We start from the raw sequence: 21,515 nt of genomic DNA on the forward strand, positions 1-21,515 counted from the left end.
TGTTTCCCAAGTGCCACGGCTTGGTCGTTGCGCCGCTGATTTCAAGGGGTACGAAGAAAATTCCCCGGCAGGCGCTCTCAACCAGCGGTGTGGCCAGCGAGCCGCCCGAATCACCGAACACAGCGTGACCCACAAAGGTTACTCATCTCTGAAAATTTCAGGGTGCGCTGTCGCGGCTCGAGGCCGACATTTCGCCACAGTGTGGCATGCAGCCTGCAGATGCGGCGAATCGCCGGGTCAACGGCCGTGCTATGCGCGTATTCCCTGACGCAGCAGGACGAGTCAAGCCGCGAGCCACCGCCGCTCGCGCGCGAAATTGGCGAGATCGTTGGCGCTCATCGGCCGGGCCAACGCATAGCCCTGCAGGCCATGGCAGCCGAGCTCTTGGAGGATGCGGGCATGCTCCATCGTTTCCACCCCCTCGGCAATGACCTCGATGCCGAGCGACGAGCCGATGTCGATGATGGAAGCGACGAGCTGGCGCTGCTTGGCGGAGGTGAGGATCGGCATGACCAGCTGCCGGTCGATCTTGAGGCGGCGCGGCGTCAGCTTCAACAGGCTGACGATCGAGGCATAGCCGGTGCCGAAATCGTCGACTTCGATATCGATGCCGAGGTTCTTGATCTGCTCGATATTGGACAGGACCGTCATGTCGCTCTCGTCGAAGGAAATCGATTCGAGCAATTCGAACGCGACTTTGCCCTTTGGAATAGTCAACTGGCTGAGACGGTCGACCAGCTTTTCGTCATGCAGCCGGTGGTAGGAGAGATTGACCGACACTTTCGGAATCTCAATGCCGATCGCTTCCCAGCGGCGTGACTGGAACAGCGCCTGTTCGAGGATCCGCTGGTCGATTTCGGCAAGGACGTTGATGTCTTCCGCCGTCTTGAGGAAGGCGTGCGGCGCAAGCAGTCCCTTGGTGGGATGATCCCATCGCGCCAGTGCCTCGACACCGATGATATCCAGGCTGGCGGGACAGAATTGCGGTTGGAAATGGGCGATGAACTCGTTCTGCTCGAGCCCGCGCAGGATTTCGTCCGCTGTCTGCTTCGTCTTGACGACCGCCGTCTTCAGCGAATGGGTAAACACCTCGTGGCGGTTCCTGCCGCGGCGCTTTGCCTCGTAGAGCGCGATGTCGGCATTGATCAGAACCTGGGTCAGTGCCTCATCCCGTCTCGTCTGATGGGCGATGCCGATGCTGACGCCGATGCGGCAGTCCTGGTCCTTATATTTGACGGGCACGCTCATGGCGTCGATGATTTGCTGCGCCAGGGCGGTGTCATGGCCCTCGACACCGCCGTTAGGGGAGATGATGACGAACTCGTCACCACCGATGCGGCCGACGAAATCGTCGGCGTCGGTGTTGTCCCGCAGGATTTGTGCCGCGTGCCGCAGGATTTCATCGCCGGCCGCATGGCCGAGCGTGTCGTTGATTTCCTTGAAGCGGTCGAGATCGATGTGGAAAATGCTGGCAAGCTCCCGCGTCGCGGCACTCGATCGTCGGTCAGCCAGAATTTCGTCGAGGTAGCGGCGGTTCGGCAGGGCCGTCAACGGATCGTGGAGGGCATTGAATTCCATGCGGTGCCGGGCTGCTTCCAGTTCGGCGCTGTGGGCCTCGGCCTGTCCTTTGGCGGCTTCGAGCCGCTCGTTGTTCTCGACGTCGGCGGTCACGTCCCAGTTGACGCCGACGATTTTTTTCCTTCCGCCGGCGCCGGTGTATATCGAACCGACGGCGCGGATATGCCGTATCTCGTTGCCGGGCAGGCGAATGCGGAAGCGCGAAATATAGTTCGCGCCCCGGAGAAGGGCCTCGCTGAATTCCTCTTCGGCTCTGCGCAAGTCGTCCGGATGCAGCGCGTCGCGCCAGTCCTCGTAAACCTCGCGCACGCCCCCGCGCAGACCGTAGAGTTCCTTCATCCGGTTGTCCCAAAGGAGCTTGCCGGAGGAGATGTCGAGTTCCCAGATGCCGATCTGCGATGCGTCGAGCGCGATTTTCAGGCGGTGGGACAGCTCCTGCAACTGATCCTTGTTGTGTTCCAGGACACGGATGTTGCGTTGCCGTTCCCCCATCAGCCGGCCGGTGATGAACATCGGCACGACAATGAAGAGACCGCCGAGCATGACGAGGGTGCGGACCAGCCACGCGTTCGGCGGTGTGTCCACCCAGCCACCCTTCGGGACGGCGTTGATCACCCAGCAGCCGCCGGGCAGAAACACCGTGACTTCGACCGGGTCGGCGCTTGTGACCGCGCTGTCGCCGTAAAACAACGCGCCCTTTTTCCCGAGGCCGTCGCGTCCCGAAATTGCGATGTCGAGTTGCAGCGTTTCTGAAGTGAGGCCACTGTCCCGATAGAGCCGCTCGACGTCGATGACCGCAGAGACGATGCCCCAGAAGCGGTTGGACGCGCCACCTGCCGAAAGAGCCACCGGAAAGCGGCCGATGAGGCCGGTGCCGCCTTGGACAAGTTCGAGCGGACCGGCCAGCACCATCTTGCCGGAATCGCGAACGCGCATCGCCGCGGCACGTTGTTTCTCGTTCTTGCGGTAGTTGAGCCCCAAGACCTTTTCGTTTCCCTTCATCGGATAGACGAGGGATACGATGAGATTGGGTGCTGCCACGATGTTGCGCAGCCGCGAGTGCTCGTTGAAAAGATTGCGCGCCAGATCCGCGAACCGCTTCTGGTTCATGCTCGGCTCGGTTGCGATCGTTGCGACAAGGCCCCGGACAAGCTGGATATCGCCGTTGATGTAGGCTTCAAGCCGTGAACGAATCGGGCCAAGCTGAGCAGCGACGGCGGCGCGGGACTTGGCGGCATGGACCGCGCGGTTTTGCTGCTCGGCAAAAATTCCCGCGGTCACCACGATGATGAGAGCAACATAAGTCGGCAGATAGTTCGGCTTGAAGAACCGACCTAACGTTGATGTTCTGAACACAATCGACCTTCTCGAAATCACGTAAGCCCCAAGCCGTTCTTTTCATCACCAGCAGTCGGGCCGCATTGTCGCAAGGTCGTCTTAATAATATGTGCGCAAAGGCTGAATTTCGGACGGCGTACTTACTTGGATTTCTTCTTCTCCGGCAGTTTCTTGCGATCCGTTTCCGCCAGCTCCTTGAGTTCCTTTTCAGACATGGATTTTTCCATGCTCTTGGAAGCACCCTTGAGCTCGGATTTCTTCATATCGCCGCGTTTGGCGGCAAGTGCTGCTCCGGCAGCCTTCTGCTGGGCTTGGGATTTGGCAGGCATCGTCTTTCTCCTTTGGTCGGATACTGCCCGGTTAACCGTCACCCGCTAAATTGGTTCCCTGATTTCCACCATATCGGCTCCCGGCTGGCCGATCATGGCCAGCAGCGTTTCAAGCCGGTCGGCGTCGCGTGGCAACTTGTCCGTTCGAAGCCTGGAAATGCGGGGAAAACGCATGGCGACCCCGGACTTGTGACGGGTGGAAAAGTTGATGCCCTCGAAGGCGACCTCGACGACGAAGCCGTGGTCCGGCTCGGCGCGGATTGCCCGAACCGGCCCAAACCGTTCGACGGTATTGTTGCGAACATATCTGTCAAGGACCTCCAGTTCTGCGTCGGTAAAGCCGAAATAGGCCTTGCCGACCGGCACCAGCACGTCCTTGCCGTCGCTTTGCGTCCAGACGCCGAAGGTGAAATCCGAATAGTAGCTCGACCGCTTGCCGTGCCCGCGCTGGGCATACATCAGCACGGCATCGACATTGTACGGCTCGCGTTTCCACTTGAACCACGGCCCTTTCGACCGGCCGGCAGTATAGGGCGAATCCAGCCGTTTCAGCATGATCCCTTCGATGACGGGATCGGGCGGATCGGCGCGCAGCCGATCGAGCTCCTCCCAGCTTGAGAAAGGCACGAGAGGCGACAGGTCGAAGCGCGAAGGGGCAGCCTTGTCGATGAGCGCGGAAAGTTCTGCCCGCCGCGTCAGGAAACTTTCCTGCCGGATATCGCGCCGGCCGCAGAACAACAGGTCGTAGCCACGGATGAAAGCCGGGTATTCCTCCAGCATCCTGCGGGTAACGGTCTTCCTGTTCAGTCGTTGCTGCAGGTCGGAAAAGGTTCGGGTGGCCCGATTGGTGCGCATCGTGCCGCCGACCAGCAGTTCGCCATCGATGATGCCCTCGAAATCCGCTGCCTCGAGAATATCGGGAAAGGCACCGGAAATATCGTCGCCGCTGCGCGAATAGAGCCGGCGGGTGCCCGCCAGGTTGGCAAGCTGCACGCGAATGCCGTCCCATTTCCATTCCGCAGCGAATGCCTTCGGGTCGAGCGTCGCGAGATCGTTGTCTGCCACCGGCGTTGCCAGCATGACGGCATGGAAGACGGCCGGCATGTCCAGCTGCGGCTTGTCCGACTTGCCGTCGAGCCAGCGGAACAGTGCCGTGTAGGGCGGTGACAGGCCGTGCCACAGGGTCTCGATCTCGGTGATATCGACATTGCCCATGTCGGCGAGCGCCTGCTTGACGAGCCGTGCCGAAACGCCGATGCGCAAGCCGCCGGTGATCAGCTTGAGGAGGGCGAAGCGGCTCGACCCTTCGAGCTGGTCGAGCAGGCTGCGGACGAGGCCATGCACATTGGCGCGGCCGGCCATTTCAAGTTGGTGCATGACGGCGCCGAGCGAAAGGTCCTGCTGCGCCGTTTCCCCCCCGGCCTGTCTTTCCCAGACCAGCGAGATCGTCTCGGCAAGATCGCCGATATAGTCGTAGGAATAGCGGAACAGGACCTCGTCCAAACGCTCCAGCACCAGTTGCCTGAGCACGTTCGGCTTGACGGTCTTGAGCGTCAGCGTGCCGGCGATCGCCGCCAGCGCATAGCCGCGATCGGGATCGGGAGCGTTGCGAAAATAGTCCGCCATCAGCTTGATCTTGGCGTTGCGCTGCGGGGTGAGGACCAAGCGGTCGAGCAGTTCGGCGAAGGCGCGCATCGGCTATTCCCCCTCGTCGTCATAGCCGACGAGATGCAGCGGCCGGGCAGCGATACCCTCAAGCTCGCACCAGCGCACCAGCGCCTCCTCGCGGCCATGGGTCACCCAGACCTGCGCCGGATTGATTTCGCGGATGGTCTCGGTCAGCTCCGTCCAGTCGCAGTGATCCGAAATGATCATCGGCAATTCGACTCCGCGCTGCTTGGCCCGCTGGCGAACCAGCATCCAGCCGGAAGCGAAGATCGCGACGGGATCGGGAAAGCGCCTCGCCCATTTGTCGGCGAACGCGGCGGGAGGGCCAATGACGACAGCTCCGGCAAAGGATTGCCTGTCCTGCACGTCTTGGGTCGCCGGGCGAATGTCGCCGAGGCCGATGCCTCGTTCCTCGTAGTAATCGCAGAGCCTGGCCAGAGCGCCGTGGATGTAGATCGGCTGGTCGTAGCCCGCTTCCCGCAAAAGGGCGATGATCCGCTGCGCCTTGCCGAGCGCATAGGCGCCGATTATATGGGCGCGCTCGGGAAACTGACGCAGCGAGGTAAGAAGCTTGGCGACCTCGCCGCGGTCGTCGGGGTGGTGGAAGACCGGCAGGCCGAATGTCGCCTCGGTGATGAACACATCGCAGGGCACCGGCTCGAAAGCGGCACAGGTCGGATCGCGCCGCCGCTTGTAGTCGCCGGAAACGACGATGCGGGTGCCGTTGGCCTCGACCGCGATCTGCGCGGAACCGAGGACATGGCCGGCCGGGTGAAAGCTGGCGGTGATGTCGCCGATGCCGGTTCGCGCGCCGAGCACGGCTGCTTGCGAGCTGACGCAGAAGGCATCGCCATAGCGGATGCGCATGATGTCCAGCGTCTCCTGGGTCGCGAGAACATGGGTGTGACCGGCGCGCGCATGGTCGGCATGGCCATGCGTGATCAGCGCCTTTTCGACCGGCTGAACGGGATCGATGTAAAAGCCGCCCTTCTCGCAATAGAGACCCTTGGGCGTCGGATAGAGCAGCGTTTCCGGTTTCATGGAAACGAAGATAGCTGGCAATCCACCGGCTGCCAGCCATCGCGGTTGAATTTTTATGCGTCAGGCTGCCGGGTTCAGCGCGAGGGTCTCGGAGATCAGGTCGAGCACCGCGTCGGCGTCGATCCCCACGCAGACGTTCTGGCTCGGCAGATTGTCCCACGCACTCGGCGGGAACAGGTGATCGTCGGCCTTCTGGATCGTCTGGCCGTCGGCAATGCCGCCGCAGACGACGCGGATCGCGCCGCTGCGCAGCGTGAAGAGATGCGGCGCGACGACATAGACGCAGGCGCAGCTGTCATGGATCACCATGCCGTCCTCGACATGCTGCTCGTAGAAATCGATGTAGAATTGCGAGATGTCGGAGAGCAGCTTCGCCCGTTCGCCGCCGGTTGCGACGATGGCCGCGAGCCTTGCGCGGGTCATCACCGTCTCCTCCGTGACGTCGAGGCCGACGACGACGACCGGCCAGGGGGCAGTCATCACCGCATCGGCGGCTTCGGGGTCGCCGTGGATATTGGCTTCGGCGGCCGGCGTGATGTTGCCGCGCATGTCGAATGCGCCGCCCATGATGACGACTTCCTTGACGAGCACGGCAATGTCCGGATCATCGCGCAGAGCGAGCGCGAGATTGGTCATGCGGCCGACGGCAACGAGCGTCACTTCGCCCGGATTGGCGCGCACGGTCTCGATGATGAAGCGATGCGCGGGCCGCGGATCGCAGGCAAGATCGACGGTTTCCGGGGCGCCGATATTGCCGAGCCCGTCATGGCCATGGATGCCGGTCGGCCAGTCGACATGCGGACGCGCCGGATCGAGCGTTTCGCCGGCTCCCCTGGCGACGGGAGCGGGGATGTTCCACTGCTGCTTCAGGTACAGCGCATTGCGCGTCGTCGTGTCGATCGAGGCATTGCCGAATACCGAGGTGATGCCGATCAGGTCGATTTCAGGATGATTGTGCAGGAAAAGCAGCGCCATCGCATCGTCGACGCCGGGGTCCGTATCAAAAATTACCTTGTGCATGATGCCTTCTTTTCTTTGTTTTGAAATGCTGCGGAACTGTCGCGACTGAAACTGCCACGGCCGTCGTAAGTCAACCGCGGCGCGCCGGGCGTCATTGGAAGCGCTGGATGCTGAAGGGACCAAGGTCCGGAGTTTCGCCGGAATTCAGCAGCTGGGCGATCTTCCGGCCGGTGATGGCCGAAAGCGTCAGGCCGAGATGACCGTGGCCGAAAGCCAGCGCGATGCGCGGGTCGGCCGGGCAAAGGCTGATGACGGGCACCGAGTCCGGTGTCGACGGCCGGCGACCCATCCATTCGGTGCCGCCGGTTTCCGGCAGGCTCGGGACGTAGCGCCGCATCTTCTGGCGCATGGCGGCGGCGCGGGCGAAATTGGCCGGGGCTTCCGGCTTTGCCAGTTCCACCGCACCGCCAACGCGCAAGGCATTCCGCAGGGGCGTGGCGACGAAGCCGTGTTCGGCGAAGAAAACCGGCAGGTCTAGCGTCACCTGCGGATTGGTGAAGGTCGTGTTGTAGCCGCGCTCGGTTTCGAGCAGGACCCTCAAGCCCAGCTGCCGCACCAGGGTGCGAGACCAGACTCCGGCCGCTATCACCACCTTGTCGAAGGTCGCGGGCGCTTCCCCTGTCGCGAGGAAGGTGACGCCATTGGCCTCCTGTCGAACGCTCTCCACCGCGGCATCGACAAGCGTTGCGCGTTCTCGGACATAGGCCTGGAGATGCCTGAGCAAGGCGAGCGGATCGAGGAAAGTCTGGTAGCCGGCGGAAAAGACTCCGCCGGCGAACTTGCCTTCCAGCGCCGGCACGCGGGCGCGTGCCTGTCCGACATCGAGTTTCTCGACCGCATAGCCAAGCAGCGTCGCGTTCTCGCGGCCGTGGCGAAAGGCGTCGTCAACCGCCTTTTCGCTGTCGAAGATCGTCAGCGCGCCGGTTGGCTTCATGTGGCCGGAAAGGCCGGTCACCCGTGCAAGGTGTTCGTGCGCTCCAAGGGCTTCGCGCATCAAGCCCAGGAGCGCAATCCGCGACTGTTTGACCCGGGCCGGCGTGGCCGCCATGAGGAGGCTCACCAGCCACGGCGTCAGCGCCGGCAGGTCCTGCCAGCGCAGGGTCAGCGGCCCGAGCGGGTCGAGCAGCCATTTAGGTGCGGACAGGATCATGTCGGGACGCGCCAGCGGATCGATCTCCGGCACGGCGAGAATGCCGGCATTGCCGACGGAGGCGGGCAGGCCGCCCGGATCCTTTTCGAACACGGTGACGTCGTGACCCTGCTCGATCAGATGAACGGCGGTGGCGCATCCGATGATGCCCGCCCCCGCGATGCCAATGCGTGCCATATCCTGCTCCGAGCCTACCTGCCTGCTTGCCGCCTGTCTTCGCCCGCCATATGGTTTCGATCAAGCCGTCTCCCGCGAAATTTTCACTGCAATTTCCCTGTTCCTGGCGAAACAGCGTGCAAGTTCGGCTTTGCGGACTTGTGCCAGCTATCGTCGTCAAGGTCGCCACGGCGTTTAAACTTCCGAAACGTCGCGCGCGTAGACTGTCGTCTCGGTTCATGAATGGTTGGAGTTGAGCGAATGGCGGAGCGACGCGCGTGAAGGCGGTCTTCAAGAAGATACGCCCCCGGAAAGTCATGTTCGTCATCGCCGGCGTCCTCGTCCTGTCCGGCGCATCCGGCGCGTTTGCCGTCTATTCCGGCACGGATGCGCTCCTGGGTGTCGCCCGTGAGAGGGCCCCTTCGCTCTCAGGCCTTGCGTGCACCACCGTCGAAACGCTGAAAGTGCGCCGCAACGGCCAGCGCTGGATCCGCAAATATGTCAGCATCGAAAGCGCCGGCGGCGTCGATCGCGTGCGCACGGCGTTGCGGATCACCGGCCTGCTTGCCAGGCAAGAAAAGGCCGATCTCTATCAGGTCGTCGTTCTCGACCAGGCCGGCCCGCAGGACCGCGCCGAACGACGCGGACCGGCCATCGGCGCGGAAGTGCTGTTTGCGCCCGATCCGACGCGGATGCCGGGCATGAGCACACCGTTCGTTGCGCGCTACAATGAAGGCACGGCCAACACGGCGGGCCTGTTCTACGGCCGCGAAGTCGCTCTGACGACCGACGATATCAAGAGCACGATGACGGCGATGGACGACAAGTCGGATTGCTTCGATCCGATCGGCGCTGCCGCTGCAGCCACAGCGGGAGCCGTCGGCTCGGCATCGGGCGCGCATGGCGAGGAAGCCGCGGCTGACCAGGCAGAAGCCGCTGTCGAGCACGGCGCCGAGGCCGCAGCACCGGAACAGGGCGAAGAGCCGCTGCCGGAGCATGGTGAAGCGAAGCAGGAGAAAGGTTTGCTCGGCTCGATGATGGCAATGGTCTGGGGCCAAAGCGCTGAACCGGCCGGGGAGGCGCCCGCCGATCGAGGTGCCGAAAAGGCCGGGGGCGAGGGGGCTGGCCACTAGACCCGGAGGCCGAATCGACCTGAAACATCAATCCGCTTTACAAAAACGAAGAAGCAGAGCCGCTTGCCGAGCCGGGCCGTTTGCCATACACGCGCAGGCGTTCGTTCCCCTGTCAAACGACTGCGCTGGTAGCGAGGAAGGCGAGAGCCACGAAGATCAGGAAGATGATCAGGGCGATGGCGAAGAGCACGCGCGAGATCGTCGCGGCTGCGGCCGAGACCCCGGAAAACCCGAGAAATCCTGTGATCAGCGAAATGACCAGAAAGATAAGAGCCCATTTGAGCATGGCAAGGTTCCTTTGCCGATTCTGCACGGATTGACGCGCGGGATCGGTAAAAGTTCCATTTGCCGGAGGAGATACGCCGCCTGCGGGCGGCGCGCTCGCGACGAGGGTCTCAGTCCGCCTTGCTGCGGCGGGCCGGGAAGAGGATGACGTCGCGGATCGACGGTGCATTGGTGAGCAGCATGATCAACCGGTCGACGCCGATGCCAAGGCCCCCGGCGGGCGGCATGCCCTGGTCGATGGCGTCGAGGAATTCGTCGTCCAGCTGCTTTGCCTTCTCGCCGCGCGCATGCGCCTGCTCCAATTGCTCGACCATGCGGGCGCGCTGCTCTTCCGGATCGTTGAGTTCCGAAAAGGCGTTGCCGAGTTCCCAGGTGTTGCAATAGGTCTCGAAGCGCTCGACGAGGCGCGGCTCGCCCGGCACTTCCTTGGCAAAGGGCGAGATGTCCTTCGGGAAATGCGTGACATGGGCCGGCTGGATGAGGGTCGGCTCGACCCTCTCTTCGAAGATGAAGGCGAGGCATTCGCCCCAGGTCCAGTCCTTCTCGATCTCGAAGCCGGCAGCCCTGGCGGCGGCACGCGCTTCTTCATCGGTCTTGATCGCCAGGAAATCGATGCCCGTGGCCTCCTTGACGGCATCCGGCATCGGCACGCGGCGGAACGGCCCCTTGAAGGAGAGCTCCTTGTCGCCATAGGCGAATTCCGTGCTGCCATGCACCTTTATCGCCAGCTCGGAGAAGAGCCGCTCGACGAGGTCCATGATGTCCTCGTAATCGGCATAGGCCCAGTAGCACTCCATCATGGTGAATTCGGGATTGTGCCGCGTAGAGACGCCTTCGTTGCGGAAGTTGCGGTTGATCTCGAACACCTTGTCTGTGAGGCCGGAAACCAGGGTGCGCTTCAGGAACAGCTCGGGCGCGATGCGCAGGTACATGTCGAGCTTCAGCGTGTTGTGGTGCGTCTTGAAGGGCTCGGCGGTGGCGCCGCCATAGACCGAGTGCAGCATCGGCGTCTCGACTTCCATGAAGCCGTCGTTTTCCATGAAGCGGCGGATGCCGGAGACAATCTTCGAGCGGCTCTGGAAGCGGAGCTTGGATTCCTCGTTGGTCATGATGTCGAGATGGCGCTTGCGGTAGCGCAGCTCGATGTCGGAGACGCCGTGCCACTTTTCCGGCATCGGCAGCAGCGACTTGGTCAGCATGGTGATCTGTTGCGCGTTGATCGTCAGTTCGCCGCGCTTGGTGCGGCGGACGACGCCGGTGACGCCGATGATGTCGCCGAGGTCGATCATCGGCAGCAGTGCGCGCGCCTCTTCCGGCGTCGTATCCTTGTGGGAAAAGATCTGGATCTTGCCGCTCGCGTCCCGGATATCCATGAACATGCCGGAATTGCGCGAGGAATAGACGCGGCCGGCAACGGTCACGACATCCTGCGTCTCGGTATCGGGCTCAAGGCTCTCGTATTTTTGCGCCAGTTCGCCATTGGTGATCGAGCGATGGAAATGCGCCGGATAGACGTCGCCGATCTGCTCGCGCAACAGCTTCAGCTTCTGGGCGCGCACTTCCGTGACGTCGGAGGAGAGGGCTGTTTCCTGGGTCTTGTCGTTCATCGTGTCGTGCCTTTGATAGGGCTTGTGTTCTCAAGAATTTCTGCGGCTGCGGCCCTCTCCCTCTCTTCCCTCGGGGAGAAGGTGGCCCGCAGGGCCGGATGACGGCGAGCCACAGATCTCAAAGTTTGCCGAAGGACCCCCTTATCGCCTCGCTCGCGCTCGGCACTTCTCCCCACCGGGGAGAAGAGGGAGCCTGTTTTTACTTCCCGCTGCCTGCCATGCTCGCCACGACCTGGCCCGCAACCTTCAGGCGCTGGCGCACGACCGAGCGGCCGAGGATCGCCATGGAATCGAACAGCGGCAGCGAACGCGATGAGCCCGAAACGGCGATGAAGAGCGGCGCGACGACCACCTTCAGCTTCTTGTCGAGGCGTTCGGCCACCGCGCGCAGTTCGGCCTCGATCGCTTCGACGTTCCATTCGAGGATCTTCTCGAGCGAGGGCTGCACTTCGTTGAAGATGGCGACCAGCTCGTCGGGCGACGACTTCACCTTGGCGAAGGAGGACGCATCGAGGCCGAGATCCGACTTGAACAGGAAGCCGGCCAGGTCGGGCAGTTCGCCGAACTTGGTGATGCGCGACTGGGAGAGCTTGAGGCCCTGCTTGACGCGGTCGTTTTCCATTGCCCAGGAAAGCACGCGGGCGGCAAATTCCTCTTCGCTCAGACCCTCGCGCAGCCAGCGGCCGTTCAGCCAGTCGAGCTTCTGGATGTCGAAGATCGCGCCGGCCTTCGAGAGGTTTTCCGGATCGAATTTTTCGGCGAGCTGATCCATGGTCAGCATCTCCTCGCCCTCGGCGATCTGGATGAAGAACAGGCCGAGGAAGTTCATGAGCGCCTCCGGCAAGTAGCCGAGCGCCGTGTAATAGGAGATCGAGGTCGGGTTCTTGCGCTTCGACAGCTTCGACTTGTCGGCATTGCGCATCAGCGACAGGTGCATGAACACCGGCGGCTCGAGGCCGAGATACCGGTAGATCAGGATGTGCTTCGGCACCGAGGCCAGCCACTCCTCGCCGCGGGCGACATGGGTGATCTTCATCATGTGGTCGTCGACGACGTTGGCCATATGATAGGTCGGCATGCCGTCGGCCTTGAGCAGGACCTGCATGTCGACCGCATCCCACGGGATTTCCACGTCGCCATAGACGCCGTCATGGAACTTGCACGAGCCTTCGGTCGGGATCTTCATCCGCACCACATGCGGCTCGCCCGCATTGACGCGGCCGGTGACTTCCTCCGCCGAAAGGCTGAGGCACAGGCCGTCATATTTCGGCGGCTTGCCGGCGGCGCGCTGCGCCTCGCGCATCTGCTCGAGCCGCTCGGGCGTGCAGAAACAGCGGAAGCCATGGCCGTTTTCGACGATCTTCTCGACGTAGGGGCGGTAGAGATCCTTGCGGTCGCTCTGCCGGTAAGGGCCATAGGGACCGCCGATATCCGGGCCTTCAGACCATTTCAGCCCACACCATTTCAGCGCGTCCAGCACCTTCTGCTCGAACTCCGGCGTCGAGCGGGTCGCATCGGTGTCCTCGATGCGCAGGATGAATTCGCCGCCGTGCTTCTTCGCGAAGAGATAGTTGAAAAGGGCGATGTAGGCGGTGCCGACATGCGGCTCGCCGGTGGGGGAAGGTGCAATCCGCACCCGGACTGGTCTGTCTGTCATGATCCTGGCCCGCGTTGACGTGCTTTCGGCCTTGGTGCCGGGGAGTGATGCCGGACGCGAAGGCGCATGCTTTAAGGGAAGGAAATGCCCGATTGATGCCTGAAATGGCGGAAAATACCGGAAATTCCATTTGGCTGGCGTGAGACCATATTCAACCGGGCGCGTCAAGGAAAACTGCGCTCCAGCGATGGCCGGCGTTTTGAGTGCGGCTACCTGCAAATCGTGCGTTTTTCGACAGGGAGCGGCGGCAAGGGCTTGGCCCAGGGGCCGTAAATCCTGCACATAGACGGAAAAATTGTCGAGAAAGGCCGGAACCTTTGCTGCGGCCGGCCGTTTTCTCGGTGAGGAATGCGAATCCGTGACAACCGGACGCGAGGGAGATGGAGAATACGGAGATTTTTCCGGTTTCTCTTCGTAGCCGACGAAAAGGCAGACGAGCTCCTTACCCCTTCGGCTTCGTATCCTCACTGTGTGCAAACGTTGAAAAGCCTCGGGATGGGCGGTCCCGGGGCTTTTTCATGTCCTGTCGCCGGTCGCGACAGGCTCCCGATGAGCAGCGACACGGCAGAACAGGAAGCGCCGCCATCCGGCAGCGCTCCCTTCGTGCTCTCGGGCTCCTTGCCCCGGTTCTATCGCGTAGTCAGTGTTGCGCAGCCTTTTCCTTCTGGCGCTTGCGGCGCGACAGCATGTTGAGCACTTCGACAAGGGCAGAAAAGGCCATGGCAGCGTAGACATAGCCCTTGGGTACATGGAAGCCGGCACCTTCGGCGATCAGCGTCGTGCCGATCATCAGGAGGAAGCCGAGCGCCAGCATGACGATGGTCGGGTTCCTCTCGATGAATCGGGCAAGCGGGCCGGACGCCACCAGCATGACGGTGACGGCGACGATGACGGCGACCACCATGATCGGCAGATGCGGTGTCATGCCAACCGCGGTGATGATGCTGTCGATGGAGAACACCAGGTCGAGCAGCAGGATCTGGCCGATCGCTGCGGCAAAGCCGGTGGTCGCCGAGCTGGCAATGAAATCCTCCTCGTGGTCCTGCGGATCGACATTGTGGTGGATTTCCTTGGTGGCCTTCCAGACGAGGAACAGGCCGCCGGCGATCAGGATCATGTCCTTCCAGGAGAAGCCATGGCCGAATGCCTCGAACACCGGCGTCGTCAGCTGCACGATCCAGGCGATCGTGCCCAAAAGGCCGAGCCGCATGAGCAGCGCCAGGCCGATGCCGATGCGACGCGCCTTCTCGCGGTGCTCCGCCGGCAGCTTGTTGGTCAGGATCGAGATGAAGATGAGGTTGTCGATGCCGAGCACGACCTCCATGACGATCAGCGTGATCAGGGCAATCCAGGCGGTCGGATCTTGCAAAAGGAGCAAAATGTCCTGCATCGGGGGTGGTTCCTTCCTCGATTCTAAGGGCACATAAGGGAGCCCGCGCAACCGAGGGGTGGCGCGGGCGAAATGACTTTCCCTATGTATGCAGAATCTGCGCCGTGACAAGCGCTGCAGGCCATCCGGCTGCCGGGGATACCGTTAATTCCCCGTCTGGCTCGCTCGTCAGCTCCGCTGCGGCCCGTAGGCGGCCATGAAGACACGAACCGCGCCTCTGATGACCCGATCAATTTCCTCCGGCGGCGGTGCGGTCTCCATTGTTCCGAAGAGGCGCAGCTTGAAGAAGCTGCCGCTGGAGAGGTCGAGAAACTGGCTTGCCGCGAGATCGATGTCGTCGATGTTCAGGTTGCCTGCAGCGACATTGTACTCCAGAAACTCCCGCACCACCGTCAGCAGATTCTCGGGCCCCTTGAAGAAGCGTTGGCAAAGGGCAGGCATCCGGTCGCGGACGCCGATGACGGTGCGCATCGCGCTGATGACCTTTTCGTCGGTCATGTGCGTGACGAAGTGGACGCCGAATTTGTAAAGACTGACCTCGACGGGATCCTCGTGTTCGGCCAGCGCCGTACGGACCGAGGCGAGGAAGAGTGCGCGCTGGCGCTCGATCATCGCCGAAAACAGGTCTTCCTTGTTCTCGAAATAGACATAGATCGTGCCCTTCGAGACGCCCGCTTCGCGGGTGATGTCGTTCATGCTGGCGGCGTCGAAGCCGACGCTCATGAAGACGCGCTTGGCGCCCTCGATGATCTGATCGCGTTTGGCCGGATCCTCGCCGGCGGCGCGGCGGCCAGGAAGAGCGCCCAGGTCTGCCGGGCAGTTCTCACTACCCGAAGTCTTCGTCACATTCGGTTCTGCCAGTTTCTCGTCTGCTCCGGACATTCTTGTCTCGTTAACTTTCTCGAACCGATCGGTTCGATTCACTCTTGATATGCGGCCGATTTGGCGCTAAGTCAATCGAACTGAACGGTTCGGTTCGAATTGTCCCACATAAGGGTTGGTGATGCAATGTCAGTTTCAAGCAAGACCGGTGCTGCGCGTGTTCGGCCAGTGGGCGACGATTTCGAAGCTCCCAACGAACACATCGCGACCCAGGCCAAGAGCGTAACCGAGCCCGCTACCGAAGGGCAAGCGGCACCGCAGGCTGTCGGGGCTGAGGAAAAGCCGACGCCGAAGCGTCGCAAGCTTCTGATGCCGATGATCGCCATGGCTGCGCTCGCCGCCGGCGGCTGGTACGGCTACGACTGGTGGACCAATGGCCGCTTCATGATCTCGACCGACGATGCCTATGTCGAAGGCGACATCGCCTCGATCTCGCCGAAGGTTTCGGGCTATGTCGAGAAGGTCAACGTCGTTGCCAACCAGCATGTCAAGGCCGGCGACCCGCTGATCACGCTCGACAAGGAAGATTACCGCATCGCTGCCGACCAGGCCAAGGCGCAGATCGACACTGAAAAGCTGTCGCTGCAGCGCTTTGACGCGCAGATCGCCGGCGCCAAGGCCAGCCTGCAGCAGACGCGGGCCCAGAAGGCCGCGCTTGAGGCGAGCGTCCGGGGCGCCGAAATCACTTTCAGGCGTGCCAGCGACCTCCAGTCAAAGGCAGTCGGTACGGTCGCCGACCTCGACAGCGCGCAGGTTGCGCTCGACCAGGCCAAGGCCAACCTTGCCGGTGCGGACGCCAATATCGTTGCCGCGAACGCCAACATCGCGGTCCTGACTGCCCAGCGCGCCGAAGCCGAGAGCACCATCCGCTCGCTCGAACTGGCGCGTGACAAGGCGGAGCGCGACCTCGGCTTCACGGTGCTGAAAGCGCCCTATGACGGTATCGTCGGCAATCTGGCCGTCCAGGACGGAGACCTGGTGTCCGCCGGCCAGCGCCTGGCTGCCCTTGTTCCGGTCGACCAACTCTATATCGACGCCAATTTCAAGGAAACGCAGATCGCCCACATGGTGCCGGGCTCGAAGGTCAGCATCCATGTGGACGCCTTCGACGAGGAGCCGATCGTCGGCACCGTGCAGTCGATCTCGCCGGCCTCCGGCTCGGTCTTCTCGCTGCTGCCGGCTGAAAACGCCACGGGCAACTTCACCAAGGTGATCCAGCGTGTGCCGGTCCGCATCGTCTTCCCGAAGGACGTGCTTGACAGCGGACGGTTGCGCGCGGGTTTGAGCGTCGTCGTTGATGTCGATACCCGCACGGCGCCGCAGCACCAGGCTGTCGCCGCGGTCAAGTGATCGGGTTTCTGGTGGGATAGGTCCATGCTCTCAAAAAGCCCCTCACCCTAGCCCTCTCCCCGCTCGCGGGGAGAGGGGACCTTTCCGGGGTTTTGCGGCTTGTCCTTCTCCCCGTCATGACGGGGAGAAGGTGCCCGAAGGGCGGATGAGGGGCTTCTCGCGCAATCTCCAGGCCCGGTGGGGCAGTGCATTTTTTATGACCAAAATGGCCGCACCGTTCTTCGCAACGGGAGCCGGGCCGGGAGCAAGAGCCGATGGCTGCCACTGCCACTGCGGGCACGATCCCGCTTCCTGCCGCCGGCGCGGCCGAGCGGATGGATCCGAAGCGCCTGATCGCCTTCTTCGCGATGGTCTTCGGCATGTTCATGTCGATCCTCGACATTCAGATCGTCTCGGCTTCGCTTGCGGAAATCCAGGCGGGCCTCAGCGCCGGCTCCGACGAGGTCGCCTGGGTGCAGACGGCCTACCTGATCGCCGAAGTGATCATGATCCCGCTGTCGGGCACGCTGGCGCGCATCGTCTCCACCCGCATCCTCTTTTCGGTTTCGGCGGCCGGCTTCACAATCGCCAGCGCGCTGGCGGCTACTGCCACCAATATCGACCAGATGATTGTCTACCGGGCACTGCAGGGCTTCATCGGCGGCGGCATGATCCCGTCAGTCTTTGCGGCCGCCTTCACGATCTTCCCGCCGTCCAAGCGCAGCATCGTCTCTCCGATCATCGGCCTCGTCGCCACGCTCGCCCCGACCATCGGCCCGACGGTCGGCGGCTATCTCAGCCATGCCTTCTCCTGGCACTGGCTTTTCCTCGTCAACATCATCCCCGGCATCCTGGTGACGATCATCACCTGGAATTTCATCGACTTCGACAAGCCCGAACTCGGCCTGATGAAGAAGTTCGACTGGTGGGGCCTGCTCTCCATGGCCGTCTTCCTCGGCTCGCTCGAATACGTGCTCGAGGAAGGCAATGCCAATGACTGGTTCAGCGACGAATATATCTTCATGGGTGCAATCGCCTCCACCCTGGGGGCTCTTGTCTTCTTCTACCGCGCCTTCGAGGTCGAGTTCCCGATCGTCGATCTCAGAGCCTTCGCCAACCGCAACTTCGCCTTCGGTTCGTTGTTCTCCTTCATCATGGGCATCGGGCTCTATGGCCTGACCTATCTCTATCCGCTCTATCTCGGCCGGATCCGCGGCTATGATTCGCTGATGATCGGGCAAACCATGTTCGTTTCGGGCCTTGCGATGTTCTGCACTGCGCCGATCGCCGGCAAGTTGTCGACAAAGCTCGATCCGCGTGTGATGATGGCGATCGGCTTTGCCAGCTTCGCCTCCGGCACCTGGATGATGAGCCACATGACCGCCGACTGGGATTTCTACGAACTCCTCGTTCCGCAGATCCTGCGCGGTTGCGGCCTGATGCTCTGCATGGTGCCGATCAACAACGTCGCGCTCGGAACGCTGTCTCCGGAGCGGGTTCGCGGCGCCTCCGGCCTGTTCAACCTGACCCGCAATCTTGGTGGCGCCGTCGGCCTGGCTGCAATCAACACCATCCTGACGCAGCGCCAGGAAGAGCACTATGCCCGGCTTCAGGAGCATGTTCAGTGGGGCAACCCGGAAGCCATCGACCAGCTCAACAACATGATCGCGAAATACAATTCGCACGGCCTCGACGGCGCAACGATCGCCATCCAGAAACTCTCCGGCATGGTGCAGCAGCAGGCGACGATCCTGTCCTTCATCGATGTCTTCCTGATCCTCACCTTCCTGTTCGCAGCCCTGGTCGTGGCCGCGTTCCTGATCAAGAAGCCGCAGGCTGCGCCGGGCGGCGGCGGGGGCGGTCATTGACCTGCAGCCGTCGCGAAAACCTCTGTACGCGACCAGTGTGATCGACCAGACTGCCCCAAGGTGATTTCTCGGGGCAGTCTGCATGAACAGCGACGCTTTTCTTCCGCTCTCGACGCGCTCTCTCTTTTCCGTCGATGTCCATGCGTGCCCTTCCCCGGCAACAGGCTCAGTCCGAATTGGCCAAACGCGGCTTTGCGCTCGTCCATGTCACAAATTCCGCTACGGACGCGGCTCTCGCTCAAGCCGGGAGAAGCGATGGCAATGCGGCCTTCAGGAACGTCTTCAAGCAAGCGTCTTGCCTAGCGCTCGACGGCGTGCCAACCGCATTTCACAATGCCGGAGTAATTTTCTGATTTACGTACCTCAAATTTTCCGGTAAAGGTTCTCGCGGAGGAAACATGCGCCCGACAGTTCACGATATTGCCGCTGCGGCGGGGGTCAGCCTTGCGACCGTAGACAGGGTCTTGAACAAGCGGGCAGGTGTTCGCAAGGTGACCCGCGACCGTGTCGAGCAGGCGATCGAGAGGATTGGCTACGTCCGCGATGTGGCGGCGGCGAACCTCGCCAAAAGCCGTATATACCCGTTCGTCTTCATCTTGCCCTCCGGCGATAATTCCTTCATGCGCGGTCTTGAAGCCGAAGTGCATGCGGCGATGGCCCGCGGGCCGCTGGAGCGGATGGTGATTTCCATCGTCAAGGTTCCGGCCTTCGACGCCGAAGCCCTGGTTGCGGCGCTCGACGAGGTCCGCGCGACGGCGCCGGCCGGTGTCGCGGTGGTGGCGGTTGAATCCCCGGAAGTGATCGCCGCCGTAAACCGCCTGCGGGCCGACCGCATTCCGGTCGTGACGCTGGTTTCAGATCTGGCCGGCTCCGCGCGCGATCATTTCGCCGGGGTGGACAACGTTGCGGCAGGGCGAACGGCGGCAAGCCTGCTGGGCCGTTTCCTCGGTGGCCGACCCGGGCCGATCGCCGTGCTTGCCGGTTCAATGCTGGTGCGCGACCATCGCGAACGCCTCGACGGGTTTCGCGCGGTGATGGACGAGGACTTTCCCGGACACACGCTGCTGCCGGTTATCGAGGGACAGGATGATCCAGTGCTGACGGAAAAGCTTGTCAGCGAGGCGCTTGCCGCATCGCCCGGGACTGTCGGCATCTACAGCCTCGGTGCCGGCAATCGTGGCCTGATCGCCGCCTTGAAGCAGCGAAAGGACGCCCCGCCGGTCTGCGTCATTGCCCATGAACTGACGCGGCATACGCGCGCGGCGCTGAATGAGGGGCTGATCGACGCCGTCCTCAATCAGGATGCCGGCCACGAAGTGCGCAGCGCCGTGCGGGTGCTGAAGGCCAAGGCCGATGGCGCCGCGGTCATCGGCGCGCAGGAGCGCATCTACATCGACATTTTCCTCAAGGACAATCTGCCCTTCGACGAAGGGTGACGAAAGCCAAAGCCCCGGCAGGGCAACGAACGATAAAGAACTATAAAGACTATAGGGAGACCTTCATGTATCTGGGGATCGACCTCGGCACGTCCGGGGTAAAGGCGCTGTTGATCGATGCCGGCCAGCGGCTCATCGGTTCGGCATTGGGCGCCATCGACGTCTCGCGTCCGCATCCGGGCTGGTCGGAGCAGGATCCGGCACACTGGATCCGGGCGACGGAAGAGGCGATCGCCGGGCTGAAGGCGGCCCATCCGGCAGAACTCGCCGCCGTCAAAGGCATCGGCCTTTCCGGCCACATGCACGGGGCGACACTGCTCGACGATCAGGACAAGGTGCTGCGCCCCTGCATCCTCTGGAACGATACGCGCAGTTTCAGACAGGCTGCGGCCCTCGATGCCGATCCCCAGTTCCGCGCCCTGACCGGCAACATCGTTTTTCCCGGCTTCACCGCGCCGAAGCTGGTCTGGGTTGCCGAAAACGAACCGGAAATCTTTGCCAAGGTCCGTTGGGTACTCCTGCCCAAGGATTACTTGCGTCTCTGGCTGACCGGCGAGCATATCTCGGAAATGTCCGATTCTGCCGGGACCTCCTGGCTGGACACTGGCAAGCGCGCCTGGTCGGAAAGCCTGCTTTCCGCAACCGGCCTCAAGGAGCGTCAGATGCCGAGCCTGGTGGAAGGTACCGAGGCGGGCGGCCAATTGAGGAGCGATCTTGCCGCCAGCTGGGGCATGGGCTCAGGCGTCGTCGTTGCCGGCGGCGCCGGCGACAATGCCGCCTCCGCCTGCGGCATGGGCACGGTCGGCGAGGGAAATGCCTTCGTCTCGCTCGGCACCTCCGGCGTGCTGTTCGCCGCCAATTCCAGCTACCTGCCCAATCCGGCAAGCGCCGTCCACGCTTTCTGCCACGCGCTTCCAGACACCTGGCACCAGATGGGCGTCATCCTGTCGGCGACCGACGCGCTCAACTGGCACTCCGGCGTAACCGGCAGAAGTGCCGGCGAGCTGACGGGGGAACTCGGCGAGACGCTGAAGGCGCCCTCGGGCGTGACCTTCCTGCCCTATCTTTCCGGCGAGCGCACGCCGCACAACGATGCAGCGATCCGCGGCGTCTTCGCCGGTCTCGGCCATGAAAGCAGTCGAGTCGTGCTGACCCAGGCGGTTCTCGAAGGGGTGTCCTTTGCGCTCCGCGATAGCCTGGAAGCCCTCAAGGCCGCCGGCACCACCTTATCCCGCGTCACCGCCATCGGTGGCGGTTCGCGCTCGCGCTACTGGCTGAAGTCGATCGCGACGGCGCTCGGCATTCCCGTCGAAATACCGGCGGATGGCGATTTCGGCGCTGCCTTCGGGGCTGCCCGCCTTGGTCTCGTCGCCGCTACCAGGGCCGATCCGTTGTCGGTCTTCACAGCCCCCGCGACTGCCGAAACCGTTCAGCCCGACGCTGCGCTCAAGGGGGCGTATGAAGATGCCTATCAACGCTATTGCCGGCTCTATCCGGCGATCAGGTCCGCCGCGGTCTGAGGCGAGGGGCTGCGCGCCCTCGTCCGCCTGCCGGCACCTTCTCCCCGTGGGGGAGAAGAGATCCGCTGCCGCGCCTCCTTTCCCCTCTCCCCCGGGGAGAGGGCAGGGTGAGGGGGACGGCTCTGCCG

The 21,515-nt window shown here is 62.7% G+C and carries 16 protein-coding genes; 5 read left to right on the forward strand and 11 right to left on the reverse strand.

Features of this window, described 5'->3' with window-relative positions:
• Positions 1-282: 282 nt before the first annotated feature.
• The 6 genes from JNB71_RS17455 to JNB71_RS17480 all read right to left on the reverse strand — a co-directional run bounded on the left by JNB71_RS17455 (position 283) and on the right by JNB71_RS17480 (position 8,301).
• Positions 283-2,934 (reverse strand): bifunctional diguanylate cyclase/phosphodiesterase, encoded by a 2,652-nt coding sequence (locus JNB71_RS17455; protein ID WP_346657283.1) that lies wholly within the window; start codon positions 2,932-2,934, stop codon positions 283-285.
• Positions 2,935-3,056: 122 nt separating this feature from the next.
• A complete protein-coding gene (locus JNB71_RS17460) occupies positions 3,057-3,245 on the reverse strand; it encodes a DUF3008 family protein (protein WP_018328029.1) in 189 nt (62 codons plus the stop codon).
• Positions 3,246-3,290: 45 nt separating this feature from the next.
• Positions 3,291-4,940, reverse strand: a complete 1,650-nt coding sequence (locus JNB71_RS17465) for a cisplatin damage response ATP-dependent DNA ligase (protein WP_220373087.1) — start codon at positions 4,938-4,940, stop codon at positions 3,291-3,293.
• A 3-nt stretch (positions 4,941-4,943) separates the two neighbouring features.
• The gene (locus JNB71_RS17470) at positions 4,944-5,954 is read right to left on the reverse strand and encodes a ligase-associated DNA damage response exonuclease (protein WP_220373371.1); all 1,011 of its coding nucleotides are present in this window, start codon (positions 5,952-5,954) and stop codon (positions 4,944-4,946) included.
• 60 nt (positions 5,955-6,014) lie between these two features.
• The gene (locus JNB71_RS17475; protein ID WP_220373088.1) at positions 6,015-6,974 is read right to left on the reverse strand and encodes a nucleoside hydrolase; all 960 of its coding nucleotides are present in this window, start codon (positions 6,972-6,974) and stop codon (positions 6,015-6,017) included.
• A 91-nt stretch (positions 6,975-7,065) separates the two neighbouring features.
• The gene (locus tag JNB71_RS17480) at positions 7,066-8,301 is read right to left on the reverse strand and encodes an NAD(P)/FAD-dependent oxidoreductase (RefSeq protein WP_220373089.1); all 1,236 of its coding nucleotides are present in this window, start codon (positions 8,299-8,301) and stop codon (positions 7,066-7,068) included.
• A 257-nt stretch (positions 8,302-8,558) separates the two neighbouring features.
• Here JNB71_RS17480 and JNB71_RS24525 point away from each other — a divergent pair, with 257 nt between their 5' ends.
• Positions 8,559-9,413, forward strand: a complete 855-nt coding sequence (locus JNB71_RS24525; protein ID WP_223215907.1) for a hypothetical protein — start codon at positions 8,559-8,561, stop codon at positions 9,411-9,413.
• Positions 9,414-9,525: 112 nt separating this feature from the next.
• Here JNB71_RS24525 and JNB71_RS17490 read toward each other — a convergent pair whose 3' ends face one another.
• The 5 genes from JNB71_RS17490 to JNB71_RS17510 all read right to left on the reverse strand — a co-directional run bounded on the left by JNB71_RS17490 (position 9,526) and on the right by JNB71_RS17510 (position 15,234).
• A complete protein-coding gene (locus tag JNB71_RS17490; protein ID WP_220373090.1) occupies positions 9,526-9,699 on the reverse strand; it encodes a DUF1328 domain-containing protein in 174 nt (57 codons plus the stop codon).
• Positions 9,700-9,808: 109 nt separating this feature from the next.
• The gene (lysS, locus tag JNB71_RS17495; RefSeq protein ID WP_220373091.1) at positions 9,809-11,305 is read right to left on the reverse strand and encodes a lysine--tRNA ligase; all 1,497 of its coding nucleotides are present in this window, start codon (positions 11,303-11,305) and stop codon (positions 9,809-9,811) included.
• 199 nt (positions 11,306-11,504) lie between these two features.
• A complete protein-coding gene (gene gltX, locus JNB71_RS17500; protein ID WP_220373092.1) occupies positions 11,505-12,962 on the reverse strand; it encodes a glutamate--tRNA ligase in 1,458 nt (485 codons plus the stop codon).
• 640 nt (positions 12,963-13,602) lie between these two features.
• Positions 13,603-14,352: a TerC family protein gene (locus tag JNB71_RS17505; RefSeq protein WP_220373093.1), complete on the reverse strand. Its 750-nt coding sequence runs from the start codon at positions 14,350-14,352 to the stop codon at positions 13,603-13,605.
• Between the two features lie 168 nt (positions 14,353-14,520).
• Positions 14,521-15,234, reverse strand: coding sequence for a TetR/AcrR family transcriptional regulator (locus JNB71_RS17510; protein ID WP_220373094.1), 714 nt, complete (start codon positions 15,232-15,234; stop codon positions 14,521-14,523).
• 126 nt (positions 15,235-15,360) lie between these two features.
• Here JNB71_RS17510 and JNB71_RS17515 point away from each other — a divergent pair, with 126 nt between their 5' ends.
• The 4 genes from JNB71_RS17515 to xylB all read left to right on the forward strand — a co-directional run bounded on the left by JNB71_RS17515 (position 15,361) and on the right by xylB (position 21,387).
• Positions 15,361-16,584: an HlyD family secretion protein gene (locus JNB71_RS17515; protein ID WP_220373095.1), complete on the forward strand. Its 1,224-nt coding sequence runs from the start codon at positions 15,361-15,363 to the stop codon at positions 16,582-16,584.
• A 254-nt stretch (positions 16,585-16,838) separates the two neighbouring features.
• Positions 16,839-18,431: a DHA2 family efflux MFS transporter permease subunit gene (locus JNB71_RS17520; RefSeq protein WP_220373096.1), complete on the forward strand. Its 1,593-nt coding sequence runs from the start codon at positions 16,839-16,841 to the stop codon at positions 18,429-18,431.
• A 398-nt stretch (positions 18,432-18,829) separates the two neighbouring features.
• A complete protein-coding gene (locus tag JNB71_RS17525) occupies positions 18,830-19,867 on the forward strand; it encodes a LacI family DNA-binding transcriptional regulator (protein ID WP_220373097.1) in 1,038 nt (345 codons plus the stop codon).
• Between the two features lie 65 nt (positions 19,868-19,932).
• A complete protein-coding gene (gene xylB, locus JNB71_RS17530; protein ID WP_220373098.1) occupies positions 19,933-21,387 on the forward strand; it encodes a xylulokinase in 1,455 nt (484 codons plus the stop codon).
• The last annotated feature ends 128 nt before the right edge of the window (positions 21,388-21,515 follow it).

Source organism: Rhizobium herbae, from assembly GCF_019511375.1.
GTDB classification, from domain to species: domain Bacteria; phylum Pseudomonadota; class Alphaproteobacteria; order Rhizobiales; family Rhizobiaceae; genus Pararhizobium; species Pararhizobium herbae_A.